At 71.5% G+C, this 22,564-nt stretch carries 26 protein-coding genes; 20 read left to right on the plus strand and 6 right to left on the minus strand.

Annotated elements, in window-relative coordinates; genetic code table 11:
- Positions 1–190 precede the first annotated feature (190 nt).
- Positions 191–907: an IclR family transcriptional regulator NdgR gene (gene ndgR / locus ACFW5B_RS09980; RefSeq protein ID WP_026169203.1), complete on the minus strand. Its 717-nt coding sequence runs from the start codon at positions 905–907 to the stop codon at positions 191–193.
- 174 nt (positions 908–1,081) lie between these two features.
- Between ndgR and leuC the strand changes: the two genes are divergently transcribed.
- From leuC to ACFW5B_RS10005, 5 genes are all read left to right on the plus strand, one after another.
- Positions 1,082–2,512, plus strand: coding sequence for a 3-isopropylmalate dehydratase large subunit (gene leuC, locus ACFW5B_RS09985; RefSeq protein WP_386436021.1), 1,431 nt, complete (start codon positions 1,082–1,084; stop codon positions 2,510–2,512).
- Positions 2,513–2,515: 3 nt separating this feature from the next.
- Positions 2,516–3,109: a 3-isopropylmalate dehydratase small subunit gene (gene leuD, locus ACFW5B_RS09990; protein WP_386436024.1), complete on the plus strand. Its 594-nt coding sequence runs from the start codon at positions 2,516–2,518 to the stop codon at positions 3,107–3,109.
- 136 nt (positions 3,110–3,245) lie between these two features.
- Positions 3,246–3,491, plus strand: a complete 246-nt coding sequence (locus ACFW5B_RS09995) for a hypothetical protein (protein ID WP_386436027.1) — start codon at positions 3,246–3,248, stop codon at positions 3,489–3,491.
- A gap of 125 nt (positions 3,492–3,616) precedes the next feature.
- Positions 3,617–4,264, plus strand: a complete 648-nt coding sequence (locus ACFW5B_RS10000; protein ID WP_386436030.1) for an HU family DNA-binding protein — start codon at positions 3,617–3,619, stop codon at positions 4,262–4,264.
- 124 nt (positions 4,265–4,388) lie between these two features.
- Complete coding sequence (locus ACFW5B_RS10005; protein WP_386436032.1) at positions 4,389–4,592, plus strand: hypothetical protein; 204 nt, start codon at positions 4,389–4,391, stop codon at positions 4,590–4,592.
- On the opposite strand, the gene cofC is transcribed toward ACFW5B_RS10005, so the two are convergent.
- A complete protein-coding gene (gene cofC, locus ACFW5B_RS10010) occupies positions 4,573–5,286 on the minus strand; it encodes a 2-phospho-L-lactate guanylyltransferase (RefSeq protein ID WP_386436035.1) in 714 nt (237 codons plus the stop codon). The two genes, ACFW5B_RS10005 and cofC, sit on opposite strands and share 20 nt — an antisense overlap.
- Positions 5,287–5,426: 140 nt before the next feature.
- Between cofC and ACFW5B_RS10015 the strand changes: the two genes are divergently transcribed.
- From ACFW5B_RS10015 to ACFW5B_RS10025, 3 genes are all read left to right on the plus strand, one after another.
- Positions 5,427–6,290 (plus strand): lysophospholipid acyltransferase family protein, encoded by an 864-nt coding sequence (locus ACFW5B_RS10015; protein WP_386436038.1) that lies wholly within the window; start codon positions 5,427–5,429, stop codon positions 6,288–6,290.
- Positions 6,287–7,288, plus strand: a complete 1,002-nt coding sequence (locus ACFW5B_RS10020) for an NAD(P)H-dependent glycerol-3-phosphate dehydrogenase (protein WP_386436041.1) — start codon at positions 6,287–6,289, stop codon at positions 7,286–7,288. The genes ACFW5B_RS10015 and ACFW5B_RS10020 overlap by 4 nt, the downstream gene beginning before the upstream one ends.
- A gap of 139 nt (positions 7,289–7,427) precedes the next feature.
- Complete coding sequence (locus tag ACFW5B_RS10025) at positions 7,428–8,564, plus strand: D-alanine--D-alanine ligase family protein (protein WP_386436045.1); 1,137 nt, start codon at positions 7,428–7,430, stop codon at positions 8,562–8,564.
- 66 nt (positions 8,565–8,630) lie between these two features.
- Here ACFW5B_RS10025 and ACFW5B_RS10030 read toward each other — a convergent pair whose 3' ends face one another.
- On the minus strand, positions 8,631–9,110 hold the full coding sequence (locus tag ACFW5B_RS10030; protein WP_386436048.1) for a DUF3515 domain-containing protein: 480 nt from the start codon (positions 9,108–9,110) through the stop codon (positions 8,631–8,633).
- Positions 9,111–9,130: 20 nt separating this feature from the next.
- Positions 9,131–9,364, minus strand: coding sequence for an Lrp/AsnC ligand binding domain-containing protein (locus ACFW5B_RS10035; RefSeq protein WP_386436051.1), 234 nt, complete (start codon positions 9,362–9,364; stop codon positions 9,131–9,133).
- A gap of 158 nt (positions 9,365–9,522) precedes the next feature.
- Here ACFW5B_RS10035 and ACFW5B_RS10040 point away from each other — a divergent pair, with 158 nt between their 5' ends.
- The gene (locus ACFW5B_RS10040; protein ID WP_386436053.1) at positions 9,523–10,491 is read left to right on the plus strand and encodes a thiamine-phosphate kinase; all 969 of its coding nucleotides are present in this window, start codon (positions 9,523–9,525) and stop codon (positions 10,489–10,491) included.
- A gap of 77 nt (positions 10,492–10,568) precedes the next feature.
- The gene (gene thiD / locus ACFW5B_RS10045) at positions 10,569–11,384 is read left to right on the plus strand and encodes a bifunctional hydroxymethylpyrimidine kinase/phosphomethylpyrimidine kinase (RefSeq protein WP_386436056.1); all 816 of its coding nucleotides are present in this window, start codon (positions 10,569–10,571) and stop codon (positions 11,382–11,384) included.
- A 130-nt stretch (positions 11,385–11,514) separates the two neighbouring features.
- Here the strand turns inward: thiD and rpmB are convergent, their stop codons facing one another.
- Positions 11,515–11,700: a 50S ribosomal protein L28 gene (rpmB, locus tag ACFW5B_RS10050; protein WP_006602870.1), complete on the minus strand. Its 186-nt coding sequence runs from the start codon at positions 11,698–11,700 to the stop codon at positions 11,515–11,517.
- A gap of 233 nt (positions 11,701–11,933) precedes the next feature.
- On the opposite strand from rpmB, the gene ACFW5B_RS10055 reads away from it, so the two are divergent.
- The 9 genes from ACFW5B_RS10055 to mutM all read left to right on the plus strand — a co-directional run bounded on the left by ACFW5B_RS10055 (position 11,934) and on the right by mutM (position 21,283).
- Entirely contained in the window at positions 11,934–13,580 is a 1,647-nt protein-coding gene (locus ACFW5B_RS10055; protein ID WP_386436060.1) for a DAK2 domain-containing protein, read from the plus strand.
- A 57-nt stretch (positions 13,581–13,637) separates the two neighbouring features.
- Complete coding sequence (gene recG, locus ACFW5B_RS10060) at positions 13,638–15,866, plus strand: ATP-dependent DNA helicase RecG (protein WP_386436063.1); 2,229 nt, start codon at positions 13,638–13,640, stop codon at positions 15,864–15,866.
- Between the two features lie 193 nt (positions 15,867–16,059).
- Positions 16,060–16,659, plus strand: a complete 600-nt coding sequence (rsmD, locus tag ACFW5B_RS10065) for a 16S rRNA (guanine(966)-N(2))-methyltransferase RsmD (RefSeq protein WP_386436066.1) — start codon at positions 16,060–16,062, stop codon at positions 16,657–16,659.
- A 26-nt stretch (positions 16,660–16,685) separates the two neighbouring features.
- Positions 16,686–17,168 (plus strand): pantetheine-phosphate adenylyltransferase, encoded by a 483-nt coding sequence (gene coaD / locus ACFW5B_RS10070; RefSeq protein WP_386436321.1) that lies wholly within the window; start codon positions 16,686–16,688, stop codon positions 17,166–17,168.
- Between the two features lie 130 nt (positions 17,169–17,298).
- Positions 17,299–18,432, plus strand: coding sequence for a cell division initiation protein (locus ACFW5B_RS10075; RefSeq protein ID WP_386436324.1), 1,134 nt, complete (start codon positions 17,299–17,301; stop codon positions 18,430–18,432).
- A 167-nt stretch (positions 18,433–18,599) separates the two neighbouring features.
- Positions 18,600–19,229, plus strand: a complete 630-nt coding sequence (locus tag ACFW5B_RS10080) for a YceD family protein (protein ID WP_386436327.1) — start codon at positions 18,600–18,602, stop codon at positions 19,227–19,229.
- A 2-nt stretch (positions 19,230–19,231) separates the two neighbouring features.
- Complete coding sequence (gene rpmF / locus ACFW5B_RS10085; protein ID WP_003951102.1) at positions 19,232–19,405, plus strand: 50S ribosomal protein L32; 174 nt, start codon at positions 19,232–19,234, stop codon at positions 19,403–19,405.
- Between the two features lie 19 nt (positions 19,406–19,424).
- Positions 19,425–20,264: a ribonuclease III gene (gene rnc, locus ACFW5B_RS10090; RefSeq protein ID WP_386436069.1), complete on the plus strand. Its 840-nt coding sequence runs from the start codon at positions 19,425–19,427 to the stop codon at positions 20,262–20,264.
- 92 nt (positions 20,265–20,356) lie between these two features.
- Positions 20,357–21,283 (plus strand): bifunctional DNA-formamidopyrimidine glycosylase/DNA-(apurinic or apyrimidinic site) lyase, encoded by a 927-nt coding sequence (mutM, locus tag ACFW5B_RS10095; protein ID WP_386436072.1) that lies wholly within the window; start codon positions 20,357–20,359, stop codon positions 21,281–21,283.
- Positions 21,284–21,310: 27 nt separating this feature from the next.
- Here the strand turns inward: mutM and ACFW5B_RS10100 are convergent, their stop codons facing one another.
- Positions 21,311–21,736, minus strand: coding sequence for a winged helix-turn-helix transcriptional regulator (locus tag ACFW5B_RS10100; RefSeq protein WP_386436075.1), 426 nt, complete (start codon positions 21,734–21,736; stop codon positions 21,311–21,313).
- Positions 21,737–21,878: 142 nt separating this feature from the next.
- Between ACFW5B_RS10100 and ACFW5B_RS10105 the strand changes: the two genes are divergently transcribed.
- On the plus strand, positions 21,879–22,469 hold the full coding sequence (locus ACFW5B_RS10105; protein WP_386436330.1) for a flavodoxin family protein: 591 nt from the start codon (positions 21,879–21,881) through the stop codon (positions 22,467–22,469).
- The last annotated feature ends 95 nt before the right edge of the window (positions 22,470–22,564 follow it).

Genomic DNA, 22,564 nt, shown 5'->3' on the forward strand with positions numbered 1-22,564 from the left:
CCGGGGGCCGGCCGGGGGGAGGGGGGGGGGGAGCTCGTGGGTACCGTCGTCCCGGAAGCTGTCCCCCGGGCCGCCCGGGTGCGGATCATCCGCACCGGGCCGCCCCTTTGTCGATTCCCGGCCGCAAGCGACCGCGGCTTCTGCCCCGCCCGGCCCGCCGCGGGGGCCTGCGGGGTGCCCTGTGGGGCGCTCAGCCGGTGCGGCGCAGGCCCTCGGAGAGGCGGGCCGCCGCGTCGATGACCGCCTGGGCGTGCATCCGGCCCGGGTGCCGGGTCAGCCGCTCGATCGGTCCGGAGACCGAGACGGCCGCGACCACGCGGTTCGAGGGGCCGCGTACGGGGGCGGAGACCGAGGCGACGCCCGGCTCCCGCTCGCCGATCGACTGGGCCCAGCCCCGGCGGCGTACGCCGGAGAGCGCGGTGGCCGTGAAGCGGGCACCCTGGAGGCCGCGGTGCAGCCGCTCGGGCTCCTCCCAGGCCATCAGGATCTGGGCGGCCGAGCCCGCCTTCATCGGGAGCGTGGAGCCGACCGGGACGGTGTCCCGCAGTCCGGACAGCCGTTCCGCCGCCGCCACACAGATCCGCATATCGCCCTGCCGTCGGTAGAGCTGCGCGCTCTCGCCGGTCACATCGCGTAGGTGGGTGAGCACCGGTCCGGCCGTGGCCAGCAGACGGTCCTCGCCGGCCGCCGCGGCCAGCTCGGACAGGCGCGGTCCCAGGATGAACCGGCCCTGCATGTCCCTCGCCACCATCCGGTGGTGTTCCAGTGCCACGGCCAGCCGGTGGGCCGTGGGCCGTGCGAGCCCGGTCGCCGCGACCAGCCCGGCGAGGGTGGCCGGACCGGACTCCAGGGCACTCAGAACCAGAGCTGCCTTGTCGAGAACGCCGACGCCGCTAGAGTTGTCCATGCAACGATACTCGCGTCTCACACTGTGAAACGCAAGTTCAATTTTCCAGGGAAGTCGTCAGTCTGTAGATGTGGCCCTCGACCAGGGCCCGGCGTAAGGCCCGGCAAGGGGATTTCTGCGGGCGTCGCGCACGGACGAGAAAGGCCGGCAATGCGGCCGGCCGGAGGGACAGCGATGGGACGGACACTCGCGGAGAAGGTCTGGGACGACCATGTCGTCCGGCGCGCGGAAGGCGAGCCCGACCTCCTCTTCATCGATCTCCACCTGCTGCACGAGGTCACCAGCCCGCAGGCGTTCGACGGCCTCCGCAAGGCCGGCCGTCCGGTGCGCCGTACGGACCTGACCATCGCCACCGAGGATCACAACACCCCCACCCTCGACATCGACAAGCCGATCGCCGACCCGGTCTCGCGCACCCAGCTGGAGACGCTGCGCAAGAACTGTGCCGAGTTCGGGGTCCGGCTGCACCCGCTGGGCGATGTCGAGCAGGGCGTTGTCCACGTCGTGGGACCGCAGTTGGGACTGACCCAGCCCGGCACCACGGTGGTCTGCGGTGACAGTCACACGTCCACCCACGGAGCCTTCGGCGCGCTGGCGTTCGGCATCGGCACCAGCCAGGTCGAGCACGTCCTGGCCACCCAGACGCTGCCCTTGGCGCCCTTCAAAACCATGGCGATCACCGTCGACGGTGAGCTGCCCGACGGCGTCACCGCCAAGGACCTGATCCTGGCGATCATCGCCAGGATCGGTACCGGCGGCGGCCAGGGCTACGTCCTGGAATACCGCGGCTCGGCCATCGAGAAGCTCTCGATGGAAGCCCGGATGACCATCTGCAACATGTCCATCGAGGCGGGTGCGCGGGCCGGCATGATCGCCCCCGACGAGACCACCTTCGCCTACCTCCGGGGCCGCGACCACGCCCCGCAGGGCGAGGACTGGGACGCCGCGGTCGCGTACTGGAAGACGCTGCGCACCGACGACGACGCGGTCTTCGACGCCGAGGTGCGCATCGACGCCTCCGCGCTCGCGCCGTTCGTCACCTGGGGCACCAACCCCGGCCAGGGCGCGCCGCTTTCGGCGAACGTCCCCGACCCGGCTTCGTACGAGGACGCCTCGGAGCGGCACGCCGCCGAAAAGGCCCTGGAATACATGGGGTTGACGGCGGGTCAGCCGCTGCGCGAGATCAGCGTGGACACCGTCTTCGTAGGCTCCTGCACCAACGGCCGGATCGAGGACCTGCGCTCGGCGGCACAGATCCTGGAAGGCCGCAAGGTCGCCGACGGGGTGCGGATGCTGATCGTGCCCGGTTCGGTCCGGGTCTCCCTGGAGGCGGTCGCCGAGGGGCTGGACAAGGTCTTCACCGCGGCGGGCGCCGAATGGCGGCACGCGGGCTGCTCGATGTGCCTGGGTATGAACCCCGACCAGCTGGCGCCCGGTGAGCGCTCCGCGTCCACCTCCAACCGCAACTTCGAGGGCCGGCAGGGCAAGGGCGGCCGTACGCACCTGGTCTCACCGCAGGTCGCCGCCGCAACAGCGGTTCTCGGCCATCTGGCCTCACCGGCCGACCTGTCCGCTGCCGACGTCGCCACGCCCGCGGGAGTCTGAACCATGGAAGCTTTCACCACCCACACCGGCCGGGCCGTCCCGCTGCGCCGCAGCAACGTCGACACCGACCAGATCATCCCGGCCCACTGGCTGAAGAAGGTCACCCGCGACGGCTTCGAGGACGGGCTGTTCGAGGCCTGGCGCAGGGACCCGGAGTTCGTCCTCAATCAGGAGCGTTACCAGGGTTCCACGGTGCTGGTCGCCGGCCCGGACTTCGGTACCGGATCGTCCCGTGAGCACGCCGTATGGGCGCTGCAGAACTACGGGTTCAAGGCCGTCATCTCCTCGCGGTTCGCGGACATCTTCCGCGGCAACTCCCTCAAGAACGGGCTGCTGACGGTGGTCCTGCCGCAGGAGACCGTGGACCGGCTGCAGTCGCTGCTGGAGGCCGACCCGACCGCCGAGGTGACGGTCGACCTGGTCGGCCGGCAGGTGCGCGCCGAGGGTGTCACCGCCGACTTCGAGCTGGACGAGAACGCGCGTTGGCGCCTCCTGGAGGGGCTGGACGACATCAGTCTCACCCTTCGGGAGGAGTCGGCCATCGTGGATTACGAGGCGAACCGGCCCTCGTTCAAGCCGCGTACCATCGAGGTCTGACCTCGGGTTTTATGGCTCAAAGCTGTATTGCGTACGATGCGCCCCCTGTGCAGTTGGCAGGGGGCGCATCGTCGTGTCGAGGCGGCTGTTGAGGCCCCGTGAAGCGACAACTCGCCGCAGATGGCACAATTAGCGCATGGAAAGCGACGACCAACTCGAGCTCTACGGTCTTGTCGCCGACCGACTCAAGGACGCACATACAAGAGTGCGGACACTGCAAGTCCCGGAGGGCGTACGGATGGCGCTGACCCGGAAGCTGCTCGTCATCACGGCCGCGGCTAAACACGATCTTGCGGACGCGGCAAGGCGTCTGGAGTGGTTCATGCATGACCTCGACGAAGGTCGTTATCCCGAAGATGTGCACGCCGACGGAAGTCCGTGAAGGTCGAGTTCGTTGCGGCACAAGGGTGATTAGCCCGTTTCGTGTTTGATTTGCGGTATATATCTGCCTAACGTGCGAAAAAGCTTGGAAACTTTCGTTCCAGCAATGTCTCCGAAGGGGAAGACGTGAACAAGGCGCAGCTCGTAGAAGCCATTGCCGACAAGCTCGGCGGCCGCCAGAACGCCGCGGACGCGGTCGACGCCGTCCTGGACGCAATCGTGCGTGCAGTGGTCTCCGGCGACCGTGTTTCGGTCACCGGATTCGGCTCGTTCGAGAAGGTCGACCGCCCCGCCCGCTACGCCCGCAACCCGCAGACGGGTGAGCGGGTGCGGGTCAAGAAGACCTCGGTACCGCGCTTCCGGGCCGGCCAGGGCTTCAAGGACCTGGTGAGCGGCTCGAAGAAGCTCCCCAAGGGTGGCGAGGTCTCCGTCAAGAAGGCCCCGAAGGGCAGCCTCACCGGCGGCGCCGCCATCAAGAAGGCCGCCGCGAAGAAGGCCACCGCCAAGAAGGCGGCGGCGAAGAAGACGACGGCGAAGAAGGCCGCCGCGAAGAAGACGGTGGCGAAGAAGACCACCGCGGCGAAGAAGGCCACCGCCAAGAAGACGACGGCGAAGAAGGCCCCCGCGAAGGCCGCGGCCAAGAAGACCACCGCGAAGAAGGCGACGGCGAAGAAGACCGCGCCCGCGAAGAAGACGACGGCGAAGAAGGCCCCCGCGAAGAAGGCCACCGCACGCAAGACCACCGCCAAGAAGACCACCGCCCGCAAGCGGTAATCCCTCAGCGGCGACGCCACGCGTGGGGCCGGTCTCCCTTCGGGGAGCCCGGCCCGCGGTGCGTTCGGCGGCCGCGTACGGGCGGCCGGAGGGGCCCGGGACCTCCTCGTCTAGGCTCTCTCCCATGCAGGCCACCGCGTACACGTACGACTCCGAGACCCGCTCCGGCAGCGTGCTGCTGGACGACGGCACCCCGCTGCCCTTCGACACCGCGGCCTTCGACGCCGGCGGTCTGCTGCTGCTCCGCCCCGGTCAGCGCGTGCGGATCGACGTCACCGGCGAAGGGGACGCCCGGAAGATCGTCCTGATCACGCTCCAGACGCTCTGACCTGCGACGCCGCCGGCCGCTCCGGTGCCGCCCGCGCGGCCGTACCCGGGGTGAGACGCGGCGCCTGGAGCGCCGTGTGCGGGCCCACGCCCAGCGCCAGCGCCGCCAGCAGGTCCTCGCCGGTGTCCACGTCCCGGCGGACCGACGGCGCCGCCGGGCCGGTGATCTCCCGTGCCCCGGACGCCAGGTGACGGGCCCGGGACGCGCCTCCGAATGCCGGTTCCAATTCCGCGCCGGAAGTCGCGGTCAGAAGTGTTGTCCCGATATCCGCCGCATCCGCGAGAAATGCGCGGGGAAATTGCGAAGCGGAATGGAGCACCAGTTCCAGTTCGGTGGGGCGGAGTGCGGGCAGATCGGCGTTCAGCGCGGCGACCGCCGCGCCCGGACGACGCGCCCGGACCACGCTCGCGCCATGCGCCAGCGCCGCATTGAGTCCGCGCGCCGGTGTGTCGGGCACGATCCGCGCGCCCAGCGCCGCCAGCTGTTCCGCGGCCTGCCGGTCATCCGTGACAACCGCCACATCCTGCACGTTTTCGCAGGCCAGCGCCGCTGTCACGGTGTCCAGGGCGAACGCGAGGGCCAGCCGGGGCCGGAACTCCTCACCCGCGGCCCGGGAGAGCCTGCTCTTGGCCCGCACCAGCGGCTTCAGCGGCACCACCAGGCTCCAGCCCACATCCGCTCCGTCTCGTCGCATCGGCGCCATTCTCACCTGCCGCCGCCGCTCTCCGGGAGCGTCGGGGTTACGGTGTCCTCGACATAGCGGGTACCTGGGGCGACACTTGTGCGGCTGCCGGCCCGCAGCAGCTTCGCAGGTCCCACAAGGAGGGTGTCCCAGTGTCCCGCCGCAGAATCGGCTTCTGGTACCGCTTGGCCGCGGTCATCTGCAAACCGCCGCTCCTGGTTCTGTTCAAGCGGGACTGGCAAGGAATGGAGCACATTCCGGCCGACGGCGGATTTATCACCGCGGTCAACCACAACTCGTATCTCGACCCGCTCTCCTATGCGCACTATCAGTACAACACCGGGCGGGTCCCCCGATTCCTCGCCAAGGCCGGACTCTTCCGGAGCGGCTTTGTCGGTCTGATGATGCGCGGCACCGGACAGATCCCCGTCTACCGGGAAACCACCGACGCCGCCAACGCGTTCCGCGCCGCCGTCACCGCCATCGACAAGGGCGAATGCGTCGCGTTCTACCCCGAGGGCACCCTGACCCGTGACCCGGAGCTGTGGCCCATGCAGGGCAAGACGGGTGCCGCGCGGGTGGCGTTGCTGACGAAGGCGCCGGTCATTCCCGTCGCGCAGTGGGGCGCCAACGACGCGATGCCGCCGTATGCCAAGGAGAAGAAGCTCCGTCTCCTGCCGCGCAAGACGCTGCGGGTGCAGGCGGGACCGCCGGTCGACCTGAGCGCGTTCTACGACAAGGAACCGACCGCCGAGGTGCTGCGGGCCGCCACCGAGGTCATCATGTCCGCGATCACCGAGCAGCTGGCCGCCGTCCGCGGTGAGCCCGCGCCGGCCGAACCGTACGACTGGCGCAAGGCGATCGCCCGGGAACGCCGCGCCGCCCGGGAAGCCGCCAGGACCGGCCAGGGTGCCGGAGCGGCAGAGATCCCCGCCGAACCGGCCGCCGCCGAACCGGCCGTCGCCCCGCAGCAGGCCCGAAGCACCCAGCAGGCACAGGAGGATGAAAGCAAGTGACGCGCTGCGCCGTCTACGGCACGGGGTCCTGGGGCACCGCCTTCGCGATGGTGCTCGCCGACGCGGGATGCGAGGTGACCCTGTGGGGGCGCCGCGCGGACCTCGTCGACGCCATCAACAACGGCCGTACGAACCCCGACTACCTGCCGGGGGTCGAGCTCCCCGCGTCCGTACGGGCCACCACGGACCCGGCGGAAGCGGCGCGCGGCGCGGAGTTCGCGGTGCTGGCCGTCCCCGCCCAGACGCTGCGCGCCAATCTCGCCGAATGGGCCCCGCTGCTGCCCGCCGACACGGTTCTGGTCTCCCTGATGAAGGGCGTCGAACTGGGCACGGCCAAGCGCATGAGCGAGGTCATCGAGGAGGTCGCCAAGGTGCCCGCGGAGCGTGTCGCGGTGCTGACCGGCCCCAACCTCGCCAAGGAGGTCGCCGCCCGGCAGCCCGCCACCGCGGTCGTGGCCTGCGCCGACGAGGCGGTCGCCCGGCGCTTCCAGGCCGCCTGCCACACCCCGTACTTCCGCCCGTACACCAACACCGATGTGGTGGGCTGTGAACTGGGCGGCGCGGTCAAGAACGTCATCGCGCTCGCCGTCGGCATCGCCACCGGCATGGGCCTGGGTGACAACGCCAAGGCGTCGCTGATCACCCGCGGGCTCGCCGAGACCACCCGGCTCGGCCTCGCCATGGGCGCCGACGCGCACACCTTCGCGGGCCTGGCCGGCATGGGCGACCTCGTCGCCACCTGCTCCTCGCCGTTGTCGCGCAACAACACCTTCGGCACCAACCTCGGCCGGGGGATGACGCTCCAGGAGACCATCGCGGTCACCAAGCAGACCGCCGAGGGCGTCAAGTCCTGCGAATCCGTGCTGGATCTGGCCCGGCGGCACGGCGTCGACATGCCGCTCACCGAGACGGTCGTGGAGATCGTCCACGAGGGCAAGCCGCCGATGGTCGCCCTCAAGGACCTGATGTCGCGCAGCGCCAAGTCCGAGCGGCACTGAACGGCACTCACAACGGAGCCGAATCATCCGCTCCGGCGCCGTTCGCCGGGTCCCGTCGGCCCCGGCCCACGGGTGCGACGCCACCAACGGCCGCCGCAGCACTGACTCCGTGCCGGTCAGCAGGTACCCTCAACCCGATATGAGCAGCGAGACCTCCTCCCACAAGCCCCGCGTCGCCGTCGTGTTCGGCGGCCGCAGCTCCGAGCACGCGATCTCCGTGCTCACGGCCGGCGCCGTGCTGCGCGCCATCGACCGTGAGAAGTACGACGTGCTGCCCATCGGCATCACCACGGACGGCCGCTGGGCGCTGACCGCCGATGACCCCGAGCGGATGGCCATCACGGACCGGCAGCTGCCCAGCGTGGCCGCGCTCGCCGAGTCCACCGAGGGCGGCGTGGTGCTCCCTGTCGACCCGACCAACCGCGAGGTCGTCTACAGCGAGCCGGGCTCGGTGCCCAAGGCGCTCGGCGAGGTCGACATCGTCTTCCCCGTACTGCACGGCCCCTACGGGGAGGACGGCACGCTCCAGGGGCTGCTGGAGCTCTCCGGGGTGCCCTACGTCGGCTCGGGCGTGCTCGCCTCCGCCGTCGGCCAGGACAAGGACTACATGAAGCGGGTGTTCACCTCCTTCGGGCTGCCGGTCGGCCCGTACGAGGTCATCCGCCCGCGGGAGTGGGACCGGGACCCGGCGGCCGCCCGCAAGAAGATCGTGGACTTCGCCGCCGAGCACGGCTGGCCGCTCTTCGTGAAGCCCGCGCGGGCCGGCTCGTCCATGGGCATCACCAAGGTCGACGACCTCGGCGGCCTGGACGAGGCGATCGAGGAGGCCCGCCGGCACGACCCCAAGATCCTCGTGGAGTCGCTGCTGCGCGGCCGCGAGATCGAGTGCGGCGTGCTGGAATTCGAGGACGGGCCGCGGGCCAGCGTCCCGGCCGAGATCCCGCCGGTCACCGCGCACGACTTCTACGACTTCGAGGCCAAGTACATCGACTCGGCCACCGGGATCGTGCCGGCGCCGCTGACCGGCGAGCAGACCGCGAAGGTCCAGGAGCTGGCCGTCGCGGCCTTCGAGGCGGCGTCCTGCGAGGGCCTGGTGCGCGCGGACTTCTTCCTGCAGGACAACGGCGAGTTCGTGATCAACGAGATCAACACGCTGCCGGGCTTCACGCCCATCTCGATGTACCCGCGGATGTGGCAGGAGAGCGGCGTGAGCTACCCGGAGCTGATCGACCGGCTGCTCCAGGCCGCGCTGCACCGCTCCACGGGGCTGCGCTGAACCACCCCGGCTCACCGGGCCGGTCCCGCCGTGATCCGGCGGACCGGCCCCGGGCCCCGTCGGGGCCTAGACCCCTACGGGAACGGTTTTCTTCACCGCCCTCGCGAGGTCGGTGAGCGCATTGACCTCGGGGGCGTACTTCCCGGGCACCGTCACCTCGACATAGGCCTTGCGCAGCACGGTCGTGAAGCGGTACCCGTCGTCCTGCTTCTCGAAGAGCCATCGGACCCCGTTGACTTCCGCCGCGTCGGCGTAGGGGTTGTAATGTTCACTCCCGTGCGTCAGGACGTCGGGCTTCGGTACCCCGCAGCGCAGTTTCACGGCAGGATCGCCCCACATGGCAGTGAAGTCGGAGACCGGCTCGGCGGTGGCCCGCTTCAGCCCGTCCACGGTCTGCGGCAACTCCTCGTGGAGCGCCTTGCAGTACCGCGCCGCCGCCCCCTCGGGGGAGGGGACGGCCACGTCCTCGGAAGGGGAACAGCTCACCGCGGCGAACAGCACGGTGAGTGCGGGCAGGGCCAGGTGCCGGCGGCGCGCAGTGATCACCCGGCCGAGGATACGGGGAGCTAGAGATGCACGACCGGGCAGGTAAGGGTGCGGGTGATGCCTTCCACTTGCTGGACCCTCGCGACCACCATGCGGCCCAGCTCGTCGACGGTGTCGGCCTGTGCGCGCACGATGACGTCATAGGGCCCGGTCACGTCCTCGGCCTGCAGCACGCCTTGGATCTTGGAGATCACCTCAGCTACCGCCGAGGCCTTGCCGACCTCGGTCTGGATCAGGATGTAGGCCTGTACCACGGAACCTCCAGGGCGGCTACGAGGATCATGTGGGAAGAAGGGACGCCACGGTACCGCGTCACCGTGCGGAGCGGGGAGACCCGCGCGGCGAACTCGGCAAGTACGGCACAGTCGTCAGCCACGTACGGACCGTCCGTACACATGGGAAGGGCAACAGCATGAAGGGCACCGTGGGCGAGCTGGGGGAGTTCGGGCTGATCAGGGAGCTCACCTCCCGGCTCACCACCACTCCGGCCGTACGGATCGGGCCGGGTGACGACGCCGCGGTGGTCACCGCGCCGGACCGGAGGGTGGTCGCCAGCACCGACATCCTCCTGGAAGGCCGGCACTTCAGGCGCGACTGGTCCACCGCCTACGACGTCGGCCGCAAGGCCGCCGCGCAGAACCTCGCCGACATCGCGGCGATGGGCGCGGTGCCCACCGCGATCCTGCTCGGCCTGGTCGTCCCCGCGGAACTCCCCGCGACCTGGCCGACCGAGCTGATGGACGGGCTGCGCGACGAGTGCCAGGTGGCGGGCGCCGCGGTGGTCGGCGGGGACGTCGTACGCGGCGACACCATCACCGTCGCGATCACCGCGCTCGGCGATCTGCGCAACCAGGAGCCGGTGACCCGGGCCGGTGCGCAGCCCGGCGACGTGGTCGCGGTGACCGGCTGGCTCGGCTGGTCCGCCGCCGGGCACGCCGTCCTCTCCCGCGGTTTCCGCTCGCCGCGCGCCTTCGTGGAGGCCCACCGCCGCCCCGAGCCGCCGTACCACGCGGGCCCGGCGGCGGCCGGACTCGGAGCCACGGCCATGACGGACGTCAGCGACGGACTGGTCGCCGACCTGGGGCACATCGCGGACGCCAGCAAGGTCCGGATCGATCTGCGGTCCGCGGGCATCGACATCCCCACGCAGATGTCCGACATCGGCACCGCCGTGGGCGTGGACCCGATGCAGTGGGTGCTCAACGGCGGTGAGGACCACGCGATCGTGGCCACCTTCCCGCCCGATGTGAAGCTGCCCGCCCGGTGGAAGGTCATCGGCGAGGTGCTCCACCCCTCCGCGCTGCCCCAGGTGACGGTGGACGGCGCCCCGTGGGTGAAGGCCGGCTGGGACCACTTCGGCGACAACGGGGACGCCGAGTAGTTACGGGCGTTTCCCTGCGGGCTTTCCCCTACGGGCACCCGCGGGACCGAGATGCGCCGCCGAGTAGATTCGGCGGTATGCACACACCTCCACGCGTCCTGACCGTCGCCGGTTCCGACTCCGGCGGCGGCGCGGGCATCCAGGCCGACCTGAAGACGATGCTGGCGCTCGGCACCCACGGCATGAGCGTGCTCACCGCCGTCACCGCCCAGAACTCGCTGGGCGTACAGGGCGCGTGGGAGCTGCCGGCCGAGGCGGTACGGGCCCAGTTCCGCAGCGTCGTCGACGACATCGGCGTGCAGGCGGTGAAGACCGGGATGCTCTCCTCGGCCGAACTCGTCGAAACCGTCGCGGAGCTGCTCACCGGGCTGCCGGTCCCGGTCGTCGTCGATCCCGTAGGGGTCTCCAAGCACGGCGACCCCCTGCTCGCCGCCGACGCGCTGGACGCGGTCCGCGGCGCACTGCTGCCGGCCGCCACTGTCGCCACCCCCAACCTGGACGAGGTCGCCCAGCTGACCGGCGTACGGGTCGAGGTGGGGGCCGACATGCGGCGGGCGGCCGCCGCGATCCTGGACTTCGGGCCGCGCTGGGCGCTGATCAAGGGCGGCCATCTCACGGCCGGCACCTCGTCCGGCGACAGCGCCGTCGATCTGCTCACCGACGGCACCGAGGAGCACTGGCTGCGCGCGCCCCGCCACGACAACCGGCACACCCACGGCACCGGCTGCACCCTCGCCAGCGCACTGGCCGCGCAGCTCGCCAAGGGGGACACCGTCCCGCAGGCCGCCACGGCGGCGAAGGACTACGTCACCGGCGCACTCGCGGCCGGCTTCCGGCTGGGTGCGGGGATCGGCCCCGTGGACCACGGCTGGCGGACCCGCGGCGCGCAGTGACCGCGCGCGCGGCGGCGTCACGTCCGGGCGCCGCCGTGCCGCACCCGGTCCCGGGAACGGCAGAAGCCGGTCCACCTCGGGGGTGGACCGGCTTCACAAGCAACCGGCGGGCTGCGCTACGGCTAACGCGTCAGCGCGAGACCTTGCCGGCCTTGATGCACGAGGTGCAGGCGTTCAGCTTCTTCGGCGTGCGCCCGATCACTGCACGCACCGTCTGGATGTTGGGGTTCCAACGACGGTTGGTGCGGCGATGCGAGTGCGAGACACTCTTGCCGAAGCCCGGCCCCTTGCCGCAGACGTCGCAGTTGGCAGCCACGGGTCACTCCAAAGACTTCAGATGCACTTACGGTGAAATCCCGACGAGCCGAGTGCATTGCCCGAACGGCACCGTCAGGAGAGGAATGGCCCGATTCTCATCGGGCAACCGGAGCAGCATACAACGACCGCTCCCGTAGAACGAAACTACCACGCACCCCCCGGCCCCCCGCCCCGGCCACCAGGCCGGACCGCGGCTACTGTGCGGTGCATCCCGCGACCCAGGAGGACGACGTGCCGTACCCGCTCGACGCCGCCGCGGTCCGCTCCTGGTGCGGGCTGGCCCTGGAGGCGCTCGGACGGGAACGCGAGCGGATCGACGCCATCAACGTCTACCCGGTGGCCGACGGCGACACCGGCACCAACCTCTATCTGACGCTGGAATCGGCCGCCCGCGCGGTCGAGGCCGCCTTCGACGGGCACACCTCGTCCGGCACCACGCCCTGCCTCGCCGACGCCATCGGCGCCATGGCCCATGGGGCGCTCATCGGGGCGCGCGGCAACTCCGGCACGATCCTGGCCCAACTGCTGCGCGGGATGACCGAGGTGCTGGCGGCCGGTGACGGCTCGGCCGACGCACTGCGGCGGGCGCTGCGCCGGGCCGCCGCCTCGACGTACGAGGCCGTCGCCCACCCCGTCGAGGGCACCGTCCTGACGGTCGCGACCGCCGCCGCCGACGCCGCGGAGCGGGCGGCCGACGGCGAAACCGGTGCCGCCGAGGTCGCCCGCGCCGCCCACGAGGGGGCCCGCACCGCGCTCCAGGAGACCCCGCGCCAGCTCGCGGTCCTCGGCCGGGCCGGGGTGGTGGACGCCGGCGGCTGCGGACTGGTCGCGCTGCTGGGGGCGCTGGCCGACGCGCTGTCCGGGGAGGTCTCGGCGACACCGGTCGCCGTACGGGCCGACGCCCCGCTCCCCGAGGCGGCCGGCTGCGCGGCCGCGGCCCTGGTGGCGGCGGACGGCTGCGGGAACCCGGGCGGGCCCGCCTTCGAGGTGATCTATCTGCTGGAGGCCGGGGACGCGGCGGTGGCGCGGCTGCGGACCCGGCTCGACGCGCTCGGCGACTCCCTGGTGGTGGTCGGCGGGGACGGCCTGTGGAACGTCCATGTGCACGTCGACGACGCGGGCGCCGCGGTGGAGGCCGGCATCGAGGCGGGCCGCCCGCACCGGGTCCGCATCACGCACTTCGGCGCCCCCGGCCGCCCCGAGGAACCCGCCATGACGGCGCGGGCCGTGGTGGCGGTGGTGCCGGGCGCCGGGCTCGCCGGACTGTGCGCGGAGGCCGGCGCGACACCGGTCGCGGTACGCCCCGGGGAGCCGCCCGCCAGCGGGGAACTCGTGCAGGCGATCCGGCAGGCGCACGCCCGCGAGGTGATGCTGCTGCCGAACGACCCCGACCTGCGGCACACCGCCGCGGCCGCCGCCGAACAGGCCCGTACCGAAGGCGTCCGGGTCGCGCTCATCCCCACCCGCTCCGCCGTGCAGGGCCTGGCGGCGCTGGCCGTGCACGAACCGGACCGCAGCTTCGACGAGGACGTGGTCGCGATGACCGCGGCCGCCGGCGCCACCCGCTACGCCGAGCTGGCGGTCGCCGAGCGGCAGTCGTGGACCATGGCCGGGGTCTGCCAGGCCGGGGACGTCCTCGGCCTGATCGACGGCGATGTCGCGGTGATCGGCGCCGACCTGACCCGTATCGCGACGACCGTGCTCGACCGGATGCTGTCCGCGGGCGGCGAGATGGTCACGCTGGTCCTCGGCGCGGACGCCCCCGGCACCCTCGCCGAGCGCCTGGAGCGCCATGTCCGCGAGCACCATCTCGCCGTGGACACGGTCGTCTACGAGGGCGGCCAGCACGCGGCGCCGCTGCTCATCGGCGTGGAGTGAGCGCACCGGACCGCCGAGTGCGCCGCGATTGTCACAGGCGTGGTGTGCAATGGACTCGTGGCAGCGCTCGACGAACCCCTGAAGAAAATCCTCGGTGGCACCACCGCGAAGGTGCTGGCCGAGCATCTCGACCTGCATACGGTCGGCGACCTGTTGCACCACTACCCGCGCCGCTATGCCGAGCGCGGCGAACTGACCCGTCTTGCAGAGCTCCCGCTGGACGAGCACGTCACGGTCGTCGCACAGGTCGCGGACGCCCGGGTGCTGAAGTTCAACGGCGGCCGGGGACAGCGCCTCGAAGTGACGCTCACCGACGGCAGCGGCCGGCTCCGGCTGGTCTTCTTCGGCAAGGGCATCCACAAGCCCCACAAGGACCTGCTCCCCGGGCGGCGCGCGATGTTCGCCGGCAAGGTGTCGGTCTTCAACCACAAACTCCAGCTCGCGCACCCCGAATACGAGCTCCTCGACCGTACCGCCGCCGACGACGGCGCCGACGCGGTCAGCGCGTTCGCCAACCAGCTCATGCCGATCTACCCGGCGTGCCAGCAGATGGCGTCCTGGAAGATCGCCAAGGCGGTGGACGCGGTGCTGCCCAGCGCCCAGGACGCCGTCGACCCGCTGCCGGGATCGCTGCGCGAGGGCCGGGCGCTGGTCCCGCTCACCGAGGCGCTGCTGAAGATCCACCGCCCGGCGAGCAAGGCCGACATCGCCGCTGCGCGCGACCGGCTGAAGTGGGACGAGGCCTTCGTCCTCCAGGTCGCGCTGGCCCGGCGCCGCCGCGCCGAGACCCAACTCCCCGCCGTGGCGCGGACCCTGGTCCGGGACGGCGTCCTCGACGCGTTCGACGCCAAGCTGCCCTTCACGCTCACCGAAGGCCAGCAGAAGGTCAGCCAGGAGATCTTCGACGACCTGGCGACCGAACACCCCATGCACCGCCTCCTCCAGGGCGAGGTCGGCTCCGGCAAGACCATGGTCGCGCTGCGCGCCATGCTCGGCGTGGTCGACAGCGGCGGCCAGGCCGCGATGCTGGCGCCGACCGAGGTCCTGGCCCAGCAGCATCACCGTTCGATCACCGAGATGATGGGGGAGCTGGCCGAGGGCGGGATGCTCGGCGGCGCGGAGCACGGCACCAAAGTCGTGCTGCTGACCGGCTCCATGGGCGCCGCGGCCCGCCGCCAGGCGCTGCTCGACCTGGTCACCGGCGAGGCCGGCATCGTCGTCGGCACCCATGCCCTGATCGAGGACAAGGTGCAGTTCCATGACCTGGGGCTGGTCGTCGTCGACGAACAGCACCGCTTCGGCGTCGAGCAGCGCGACGCGCTCCGCGGCAAGGGCAAACAGCCGCCGCATCTGCTGGTCATGACGGCGACGCCGATTCCGCGCACGGTCGCCATGACCGTCTTCGGTGATCTGGAGACCTCCGTCCTGGACCAGCTCCCCGCCGGACGCTCGCCGATCGCCAGCCATGTGGTGCCCGCCAAGGACAAACCGCACTTCCTCGCGCGCGCCTGGGAGCGGGTCCGCGAGGAGGTCGCGGCCGGGCACCAGGGCTATGTGGTCTGCCCGCGGATCGGCGACGAGGAGGACGCGCCCAAAGGGACGAAGAAGGGCGCGGCCGGCGCCAAGGCTGCGGCGGCCAAGGAGAGTTCACCGGAGGACGTGGCGGAGAAGCGGCCGCCGCTCGCGGTGCTCGACATCGCCGAGCAGCTCACCACGGGCCCGCTCGACGGCCTGCGGGTGGCGGTGCTGCACGGCCGGATGGCGCCGGACGACAAGGACGACGTGATGCGCCGGTTCGCCGCCGGCGAGCTGGACGTGCTGGTCGCCACGACGGTCATCGAGGTCGGGGTGAACGTCCCCAACGCCACCGCCATGGTGATCATGGACGCCGACCGCTTCGGCGTCTCCCAGCTGCACCAGCTGCGCGGCCGGGTCGGCCGTGGCGCGGCGCCCGGCCTGTGCCTGCTGGTCAGCGAGATGCCCGAGGCCAGCCCGGCCCGCGCCCGGCTCGCCGCCGTGGCCGGCACCCTCGACGGCTTCGAACTCTCCCGTATCGACCTGGAACAGCGGCGCGAGGGAGATGTCCTCGGCCAGGCGCAGTCCGGGGTCCGCTCCTCGCTGCGGATGCTCGCGGTCATCGACGACGAGGAAGTGATCGCCGCCGCCCGCGACGAGGCCACCGCACTCGTCACCGCCGACCCCGAGCTGTCCGGATACCCGGAGCTGCGGATCGCGCTGTCCGCCCTGCTGGACGACGAACGGGAGCAGTATCTGGACAAGGGATGAGCCCCGGCCCGGCGGTGACGGGACGCGGCGGACGGGCCCGGCGGCCCGCCCGCGGGGTGAGATCGATCACCGCCCGCCGGGCCCTCCGGACGCTCCGGCCGGGCACCGGGCGTCGGCTGACGGAATATCGTGGAGGTGCGGAGCCTGCCCGGCTCCACAGCACACCGACCACGCGCAACGTAAGGACGGGCCCATGACCCGCGTGATCGCCGGTACGGCCGGCGGCCGCCGCCTGGCCGTACCACCGGGAAACGGCACCCGCCCCACCTCCGACCGGGCGCGCGAGGGCATGTTCTCCACCTGGGAGGCGCTCGACGGCCCGCTGACCGGTGCCCGGGTGCTCGATCTGTACGGCGGCTCCGGAGCGGTCGGCCTGGAGGCGCTCTCCCGCGGCGCCGCGCACGCCCTGCTGGTCGAGTCCGATGCCCGCGCCGTGCGCACGATCCGGGACAACGTCCGCACGGTCGGCCTCCCCGGCGCCGAGGTCCGGGCCGGCAAGGCCGAGCAGACCGCCGCCGCACCGGCCCCCGGCGCGCCGTATGACGTCGTCTTCCTGGACCCGCCCTACGTGGTCACCGACGCCGAACTCTGCGAGATCCTGCTCACACTCCGTGGTCAGGGGTGGCTTGCGGAGCAGGCACTCGTCACCGTGGAGCGCAGCACCCGGGGCGGTACGTTCCCGTGGCCGGACGGATTTGAAGCGATCAAGGCCCGTCGTTACGGCGAGGGGACGCTTTGGTACGGTCGCGCCGCTTCGACGTCCGCCGACTCGACGTCAACAAGCGTGTCATGACCCGATCGGAGAGCGAGGAACCGAAGTTGCGCCGCGCCGTCTGTCCGGGGTCGTTCGACCCCGTCACCAACGGGCACCTGGACATCATCGCCCGTGCCTCCAAGCTGTACGACGTCGTCCATGTCGCCGTGATGATCAACCAGTCCAAGAAGGGGCTGTTCACGGTCGACGAGCGGATCGACCTGATCCGCCGGGCCACCGCCGAGTACGGCAACGTGGAGGTCGAGGCCTTCCACGGTCTGCTCGTCGACTTCTGCAAGCAGCGCGACATCCCCGCCATCGTCAAGGGGCTGCGGGCCGTCAGCGACTTCGACTACGAGCTGCAGATGGCCCAGATGAACAACGGCCTCTCGGGCGTGGAGACGCTCTTCGTCCCCACCAACCCGACCTACAGCTTCCTCTCCTCCAGCCTGGTCAAGGAGGTCGCCGCCTGGGGCGGCGACGTCTCCCACCTGGTCCCGCCGTTCGTCCTCGACGCCCTCACCGAGCGCCTGCGGAAGAAGGACTGAGCGCCGCACCCGGCGCACCGCGCGCGATGCCGGACTGACGGGGCGTCAGGTGGTGTCGGGGGGTGGGCCGGTGGACGTACAGTCGTCCCGTTCCCGTCGTTCCAACCCTTCAGAGAGTGGCGAGTCCAAGGTGGACGTGCAGAAGAAGCTCGACGACATCGTCGCGACCGTCGGCGGCGCCCGGTCCATGCCCATGTCGGCCTCGTGCGTGGTCAACCGCGCCGAGCTGCTCGCCATGCTGGAGGAGGTGCGCGCGGCGCTGCCGGGCTCCCTCGCGCAGGCGCAGGAGCTGCTCGGCGGGCGGGAGCAGGTGGTCGAGGAGGCGCGGGCCGAGGCGGAGCGGATCATCGAGACCGCGCACGCCCAGCGCGGTTCGCTGATCTCCGACACCGAGGTCGCCCGGCAGTCCCAGGAGGAGGCGGACCGGATCCTGGCGGAGGCCCGCCGGGAGGCGGAGGAGATCCGCGCCGAGGCCGACGACTACGTGGACAGCAAGCTGGCCAACTTCGAGGTCGTGCTCACCAAGACCATCGGCTCCGTCGACCGCGGCCGCGAGAAGCTCCTCGGCCGCGGGCCGGGGCTCGACGAGCAGGGCTACGAGGACGCCGAGGCCCCGGAGCGCAGCGGCGACCCGGAGACCCTCAGGCAGCGCGCCGACGCCTATGTGGATGCCAAGTTCGGGGCGTTCCAGGCCGTGCTGACCAAGACGCTGGAGGCGGTCGGCCGGGGCCGCGACAAGCTTCAGGGCGCCCGTGCGATCGATGAGCTGGCCGTCCATCTGGCGACGCAGGGCGATCCGCAGTCCGGGCATCCGCAGGCGGACGCCGAGTACCTCGCCGGTCTGGCGGGCATCGGTGCCGACCAGGCCCCGCAGCCGCCCCAGGCACCCCCGATGCCCCCGGCGCAACCCCAGCAGCAGCCCCAGGAGCCGCAGCAGCCCCTCCAGCCCCAGCTCCAGCAGCAGGGCTACTACGCCGACCCCGCGGCCTACCCGCAGCAGGACGTCTACGGCTATCAGCAGCCGCAGGACGCGGCATACGCCCAGGACCCCCAGCAGCAGAACCCCTACGGCTATGACTGGCAGCAGGCCCAGCAGCAGGGCTACGACCCGCACGGGTACCTCCCGCAGCAGGTGCCCCCGCAGCCCCAGCACGCCCCGCACGGTCACGCCGCCCAGCCCGGCGCACTGGACGAGACCAGCCTCTTCGACACCAGCATGATCGACCTGGATCAGCTCCGGCAGTACGAGGAGCGGCGCCAGTAGACGCCCCGCCCGCGGGACCGGGGGGAAGAGCGGCAGCGGATTGGGCCTATCGGGGCCCGTCCAGTATCCTGGCTCTTCGGTCGCGCGTATGCCCGCGATCCTTGCTGCCCGAATCCTGCATCACCGGAATACGGGCGGCACGTAATCCCCGTAGAAAGCAGGAAGCCATCAACGCCCGCCTCGACCACCGTTCCCCTCTCGTGTTCGACACACGCGAGCTGGGCCGGCGTCCCGGTGCGCTGAAGAGGGCCTCCCGCTCCGTCGAGGCCCCCCGGGACCTCGGCAACGAGGTCATCGGCGTGCCCGAGGGCGCACCGATCGAGCTCGACCTCCGCCTGGAGTCGGTCATGGACGGGGTGCTTGTCACAGGCACCGGCCGTGCAACCGTCAAGGGGGAGTGCGTAAGGTGTCTGGAGCCGCTGGAGCGAGAGCTCGACGCGGACTTCCAGGAGATGTTCGCCTACCCCGACGCCGACGCCAGGGTCCATGAGGACGCCGGCGACGACGCCGAGGACGAGGAGGACACCCTCTTCCTCGAGGACGACCTGTTCGACCTCGAACCCGTGCTGCGTGACGCGGTGGTGCTTGCACTGCCGATGCAGCCGGTGTGCCAGGACGACTGCCCCGGTCTGTGCTCCGATTGCGGAGCGCGGCTGGCGGACGACCCGGACCACCACCACGACGCCGTCGACATCCGTTGGGCGGCACTGCAGGGACTCGCCGGGACCGTCAAGGACGGCGAGAAGGACAACATGGGCGGCGCCGAAGCGGGCGTCGACGAGAAGCAGGAGAAGTAGCCGTGGCTGTTCCGAAGCGGAAGATGTCGCGCAGCAACACGCGCCACCGCCGGTCGCAGTGGAAGGCTGCGGTCCCCACCCTGGTGGCGTGCGAGCGCTGCCACGAGCCGAAGCAGCAGCACATCGCGTGCCCGAGCTGCGGCACCTACAACAAGCGCCAGGTCCTCGAGGTCTGAGCGGCTGGTGACAGGCTTCATGTCAGACGCCAATGCGACTTCCCGCAAGCGCGGGGATGAACCGACACCGGCGGACACGGCCTCGTCCCACACGCTTCTGGAAGGGCGGCTCGGGTACCACCTCGAGTCCGCCCTTCTGGTGCGTGCGCTGACCCACCGCTCGTACGCATACGAGAACGGCGGTCTGCCCACCAACGAGCGGCTCGAATTCCTCGGGGACTCGGTGCTCGGCCTGGTGGTCACGGACACGCTGTACCGCATCCACCCCGATCTCCCGGAAGGCCAGCTGGCCAAGCTCCGGGCCGCGGTGGTCAACTCGCGTGCGCTCGCCGAGGTGGGCCGCGGCCTCGACCTCGGTGCCTTCATCCGCCTCGGACGGGGCGAAGAGGGCACGGGCGGCCGGGACAAGGCATCCATCCTCGCCGACACCCTCGAAGCGGTGATCGGCGCGGTCTATCTCGACCAGGGTCTCGACGCGGCGGGCGAGCTGGTGCACCGGCTCTTCGACCCGCTCATCGAGAAGTCCTCCAGCCTGGGAGCGGGCCTGGACTGGAAGACCAGTCTCCAGGAACTCACCGCGACCGAAGGCCTCGGCGTGCCCGAGTACCTGGTCACCGAGACCGGCCCCGACCACGAGAAGACCTTTACTGCTGCCGCCCGCGTCGGTGGTGTCTCGTACGGCACCGGCACCGGCCGCAGCAAGAAGGAAGCCGAGCAGCAGGCGGCCGAGTCCGCGTGGCGCGCGATCCGCGCCGCGGCGGACGAGGCGGCCAAGGCGGCGGCCTCCGGCGACGAGGCGTCGCCCGGGGCCCAAGGCTCGGCTCCGGCCGCCGGCGACGGTTCGCCGGCGGCACACTGAAGCACCCCCTCTGACCCCGTCCGGGGCGGCCGCGCGTCGCCCCGGACGGGGTCAGAGGCTTTCGCCGCACCGTCGTTCCCAAGGAGCCCTCCGTGCCCGAGCTGCCCGAGGTCGAGGTCGTACGCCGCGGACTGGAGCGCTGGGTCAGCGGCCGCACGATCGACGCCGTCGAGGTGCGGCATCCGCGGGCGATCCGCCGGCACACGGCCGGGGCGGCCGATTTCGCGGCCCGGCTCAAGGGGCTGCGGCTCGGTACGGCGCGCCGGCGCGGCAAGTACCTCTGGATCCCGGTGACCGGCGGCGGTCCGGCCGCCCAGACCGCCGCGGAGGGCATCGGCCCGGTGGTCACGCCGTCCGTCACCCACGGGCTGGCGGTCCTCGCCCACCTCGGGATGAGCGGTCAGCTGCTGGTGCAGCCACAGGGCGCCCCTGATGAGAAGCACCTGCGCATCCGCATCCGCTTCGCCGACGCCGTGGACACCGAGCTCCGCTTCGTCGACCAGCGCACCTTCGGCGGTCTCTCGCTGCACGACACCGTGCCCGGCGACCCCGACCAGCTGCCCGACACCATCGCCCACATCGCCCGGGACCCGCTCGATCCGGCCTTCGACGACGCCGCTTTCCACGCCGCGCTGCGCCGCCGCCGCACCACCGTCAAGCGGGCGCTGCTCGACCAGACGCTGATCAGCGGCGTCGGCAACATCTATGCGGACGAGGCGCTGTGGCGCAGCAAGCTCCACTACGAGCGGCCGACCGCCACCTTCACCCGGCCGCGCACCGCCGAACTCCTCGGCCACGTACGGGACGTGATGAACGCCGCGCTGGCCGTCGGCGGCACCAGCTTCGACAGCCTCTATGTCAACGTCAACGGTGAGTCCGGCTACTTCGAGCGCTCCCTGGACGCCTACGGCCGCGAGGACGAGCCCTGCCGCCGCTGCGGCACCCCGATCCGCCGCCGGCCCTGGATGAACCGCTCCAGCTACTACTGCCCCCGCTGCCAGCGGCCGCCGCGCGCCTGAGCGCCGGGCCGCGGCCGGGCCGCCGGGTCAGCCCGTGGTGTGCTGGGCGTCGTAGTCCTCGCGGGCCTGCATGACCTGCGGCATCCGGTCCTCCACCAGGTCGATCAGCAGCCGCAGTTGACGGGCGACCTGGTCGCCCAGCGGCGTCAGTGCGTAATCCACCCGGGGCGGGTTGGTCTGCTGCGCCTCGCGGTGCACGAGCCCGTCCCGCTCCAGTGCGTGCAGGGTCTGGGCCAGCATCTTCTCGCTCACCCCGGCCACCCGGCGGCGCAGTTCGTTGAACCGGAAGGTCCCGTCGAGCAGCGCGCCGAGCGTCAGACTGCCCCATTTATCGGTGATGTGCCGGAGCGCGTCACGGGACGGGCAGTCGCGCGCGAACACGTCATAGGCCAGGTCGTCCGTACAGCCGGGGGTGGGCTCCTCGGCCGTCTCGCCGGTGGTTTCGGTCGCCATGGACACACCCTACCCCGATGCAGCGCTAACCAACGGGTTGCGCTTTCTAAAAGTTAGTGCTTTTCTTCTTCTCACCACCTCCCGGGCACCGACCGTCCGGGATGCCTTGAACCCGAGGAGAACCGCCGTGACCACGCCTGCCCTGCCCGCCCCCGTCGTCTCGCTCGCGTACCACTCCGGCTTCGGCCACACCGCCGTCCTGGCCGAGGCCGTCCGCGCCGCCGCCGTCGAGGCCGGTGCCACCGTGCACCTGATCAAGGTCGACGAGATCACCGAAGACCAGTGGGAGCTGCTCGATGGCTCCGACGCGATCGTCTTCGGCTCGCCGACCTACATGGGTACGGCCTCCGGCGCCTTCCACACCTTCGCCGAGGCGAGCGCCAAGCGCTGGGCGGCCCGCGCCTGGCAGGACAAGCTCGCCGCGGGCTTCACCAACTCCGCCTCCAAGAGCGGGGACAAGCTGCACACCCTGCAGTTCTTCACGGTGCTCGCCGCCCAGCACGGCATGAACTGGGTCAGCCTCAACCTGCTCCCCGGCTGGAACTCCTCCACCGCGTCCGAGAACGACCTCAACCGGCTGGGCTTCTTCCTCGGCGCCGCCGCCCAGTCGCCCAATGACCAGGGCGCCGAGGGTGTCCACAAGGCCGATATCGCCACCGCCGAGCACCTCGGCCGCCGGATCACCGAGCAGGCCCGGATCGTCGTCGCGGGCCGCGCCGCCCTCGCCGCCTGACCGGTGCACCGCGGGCCGGCAAGGCCGGTACGCAGAAGGCCCGCGCCGCCCCGTGCCGATCACGGGGCGGCGCGGGCCTTCGTCCGTCGCGGTGG

Source organism: Streptomyces sp. NPDC058773 (genome assembly GCF_042746015.1).
Lineage (GTDB): Bacteria > Actinomycetota > Actinomycetes > Streptomycetales > Streptomycetaceae > Streptomyces.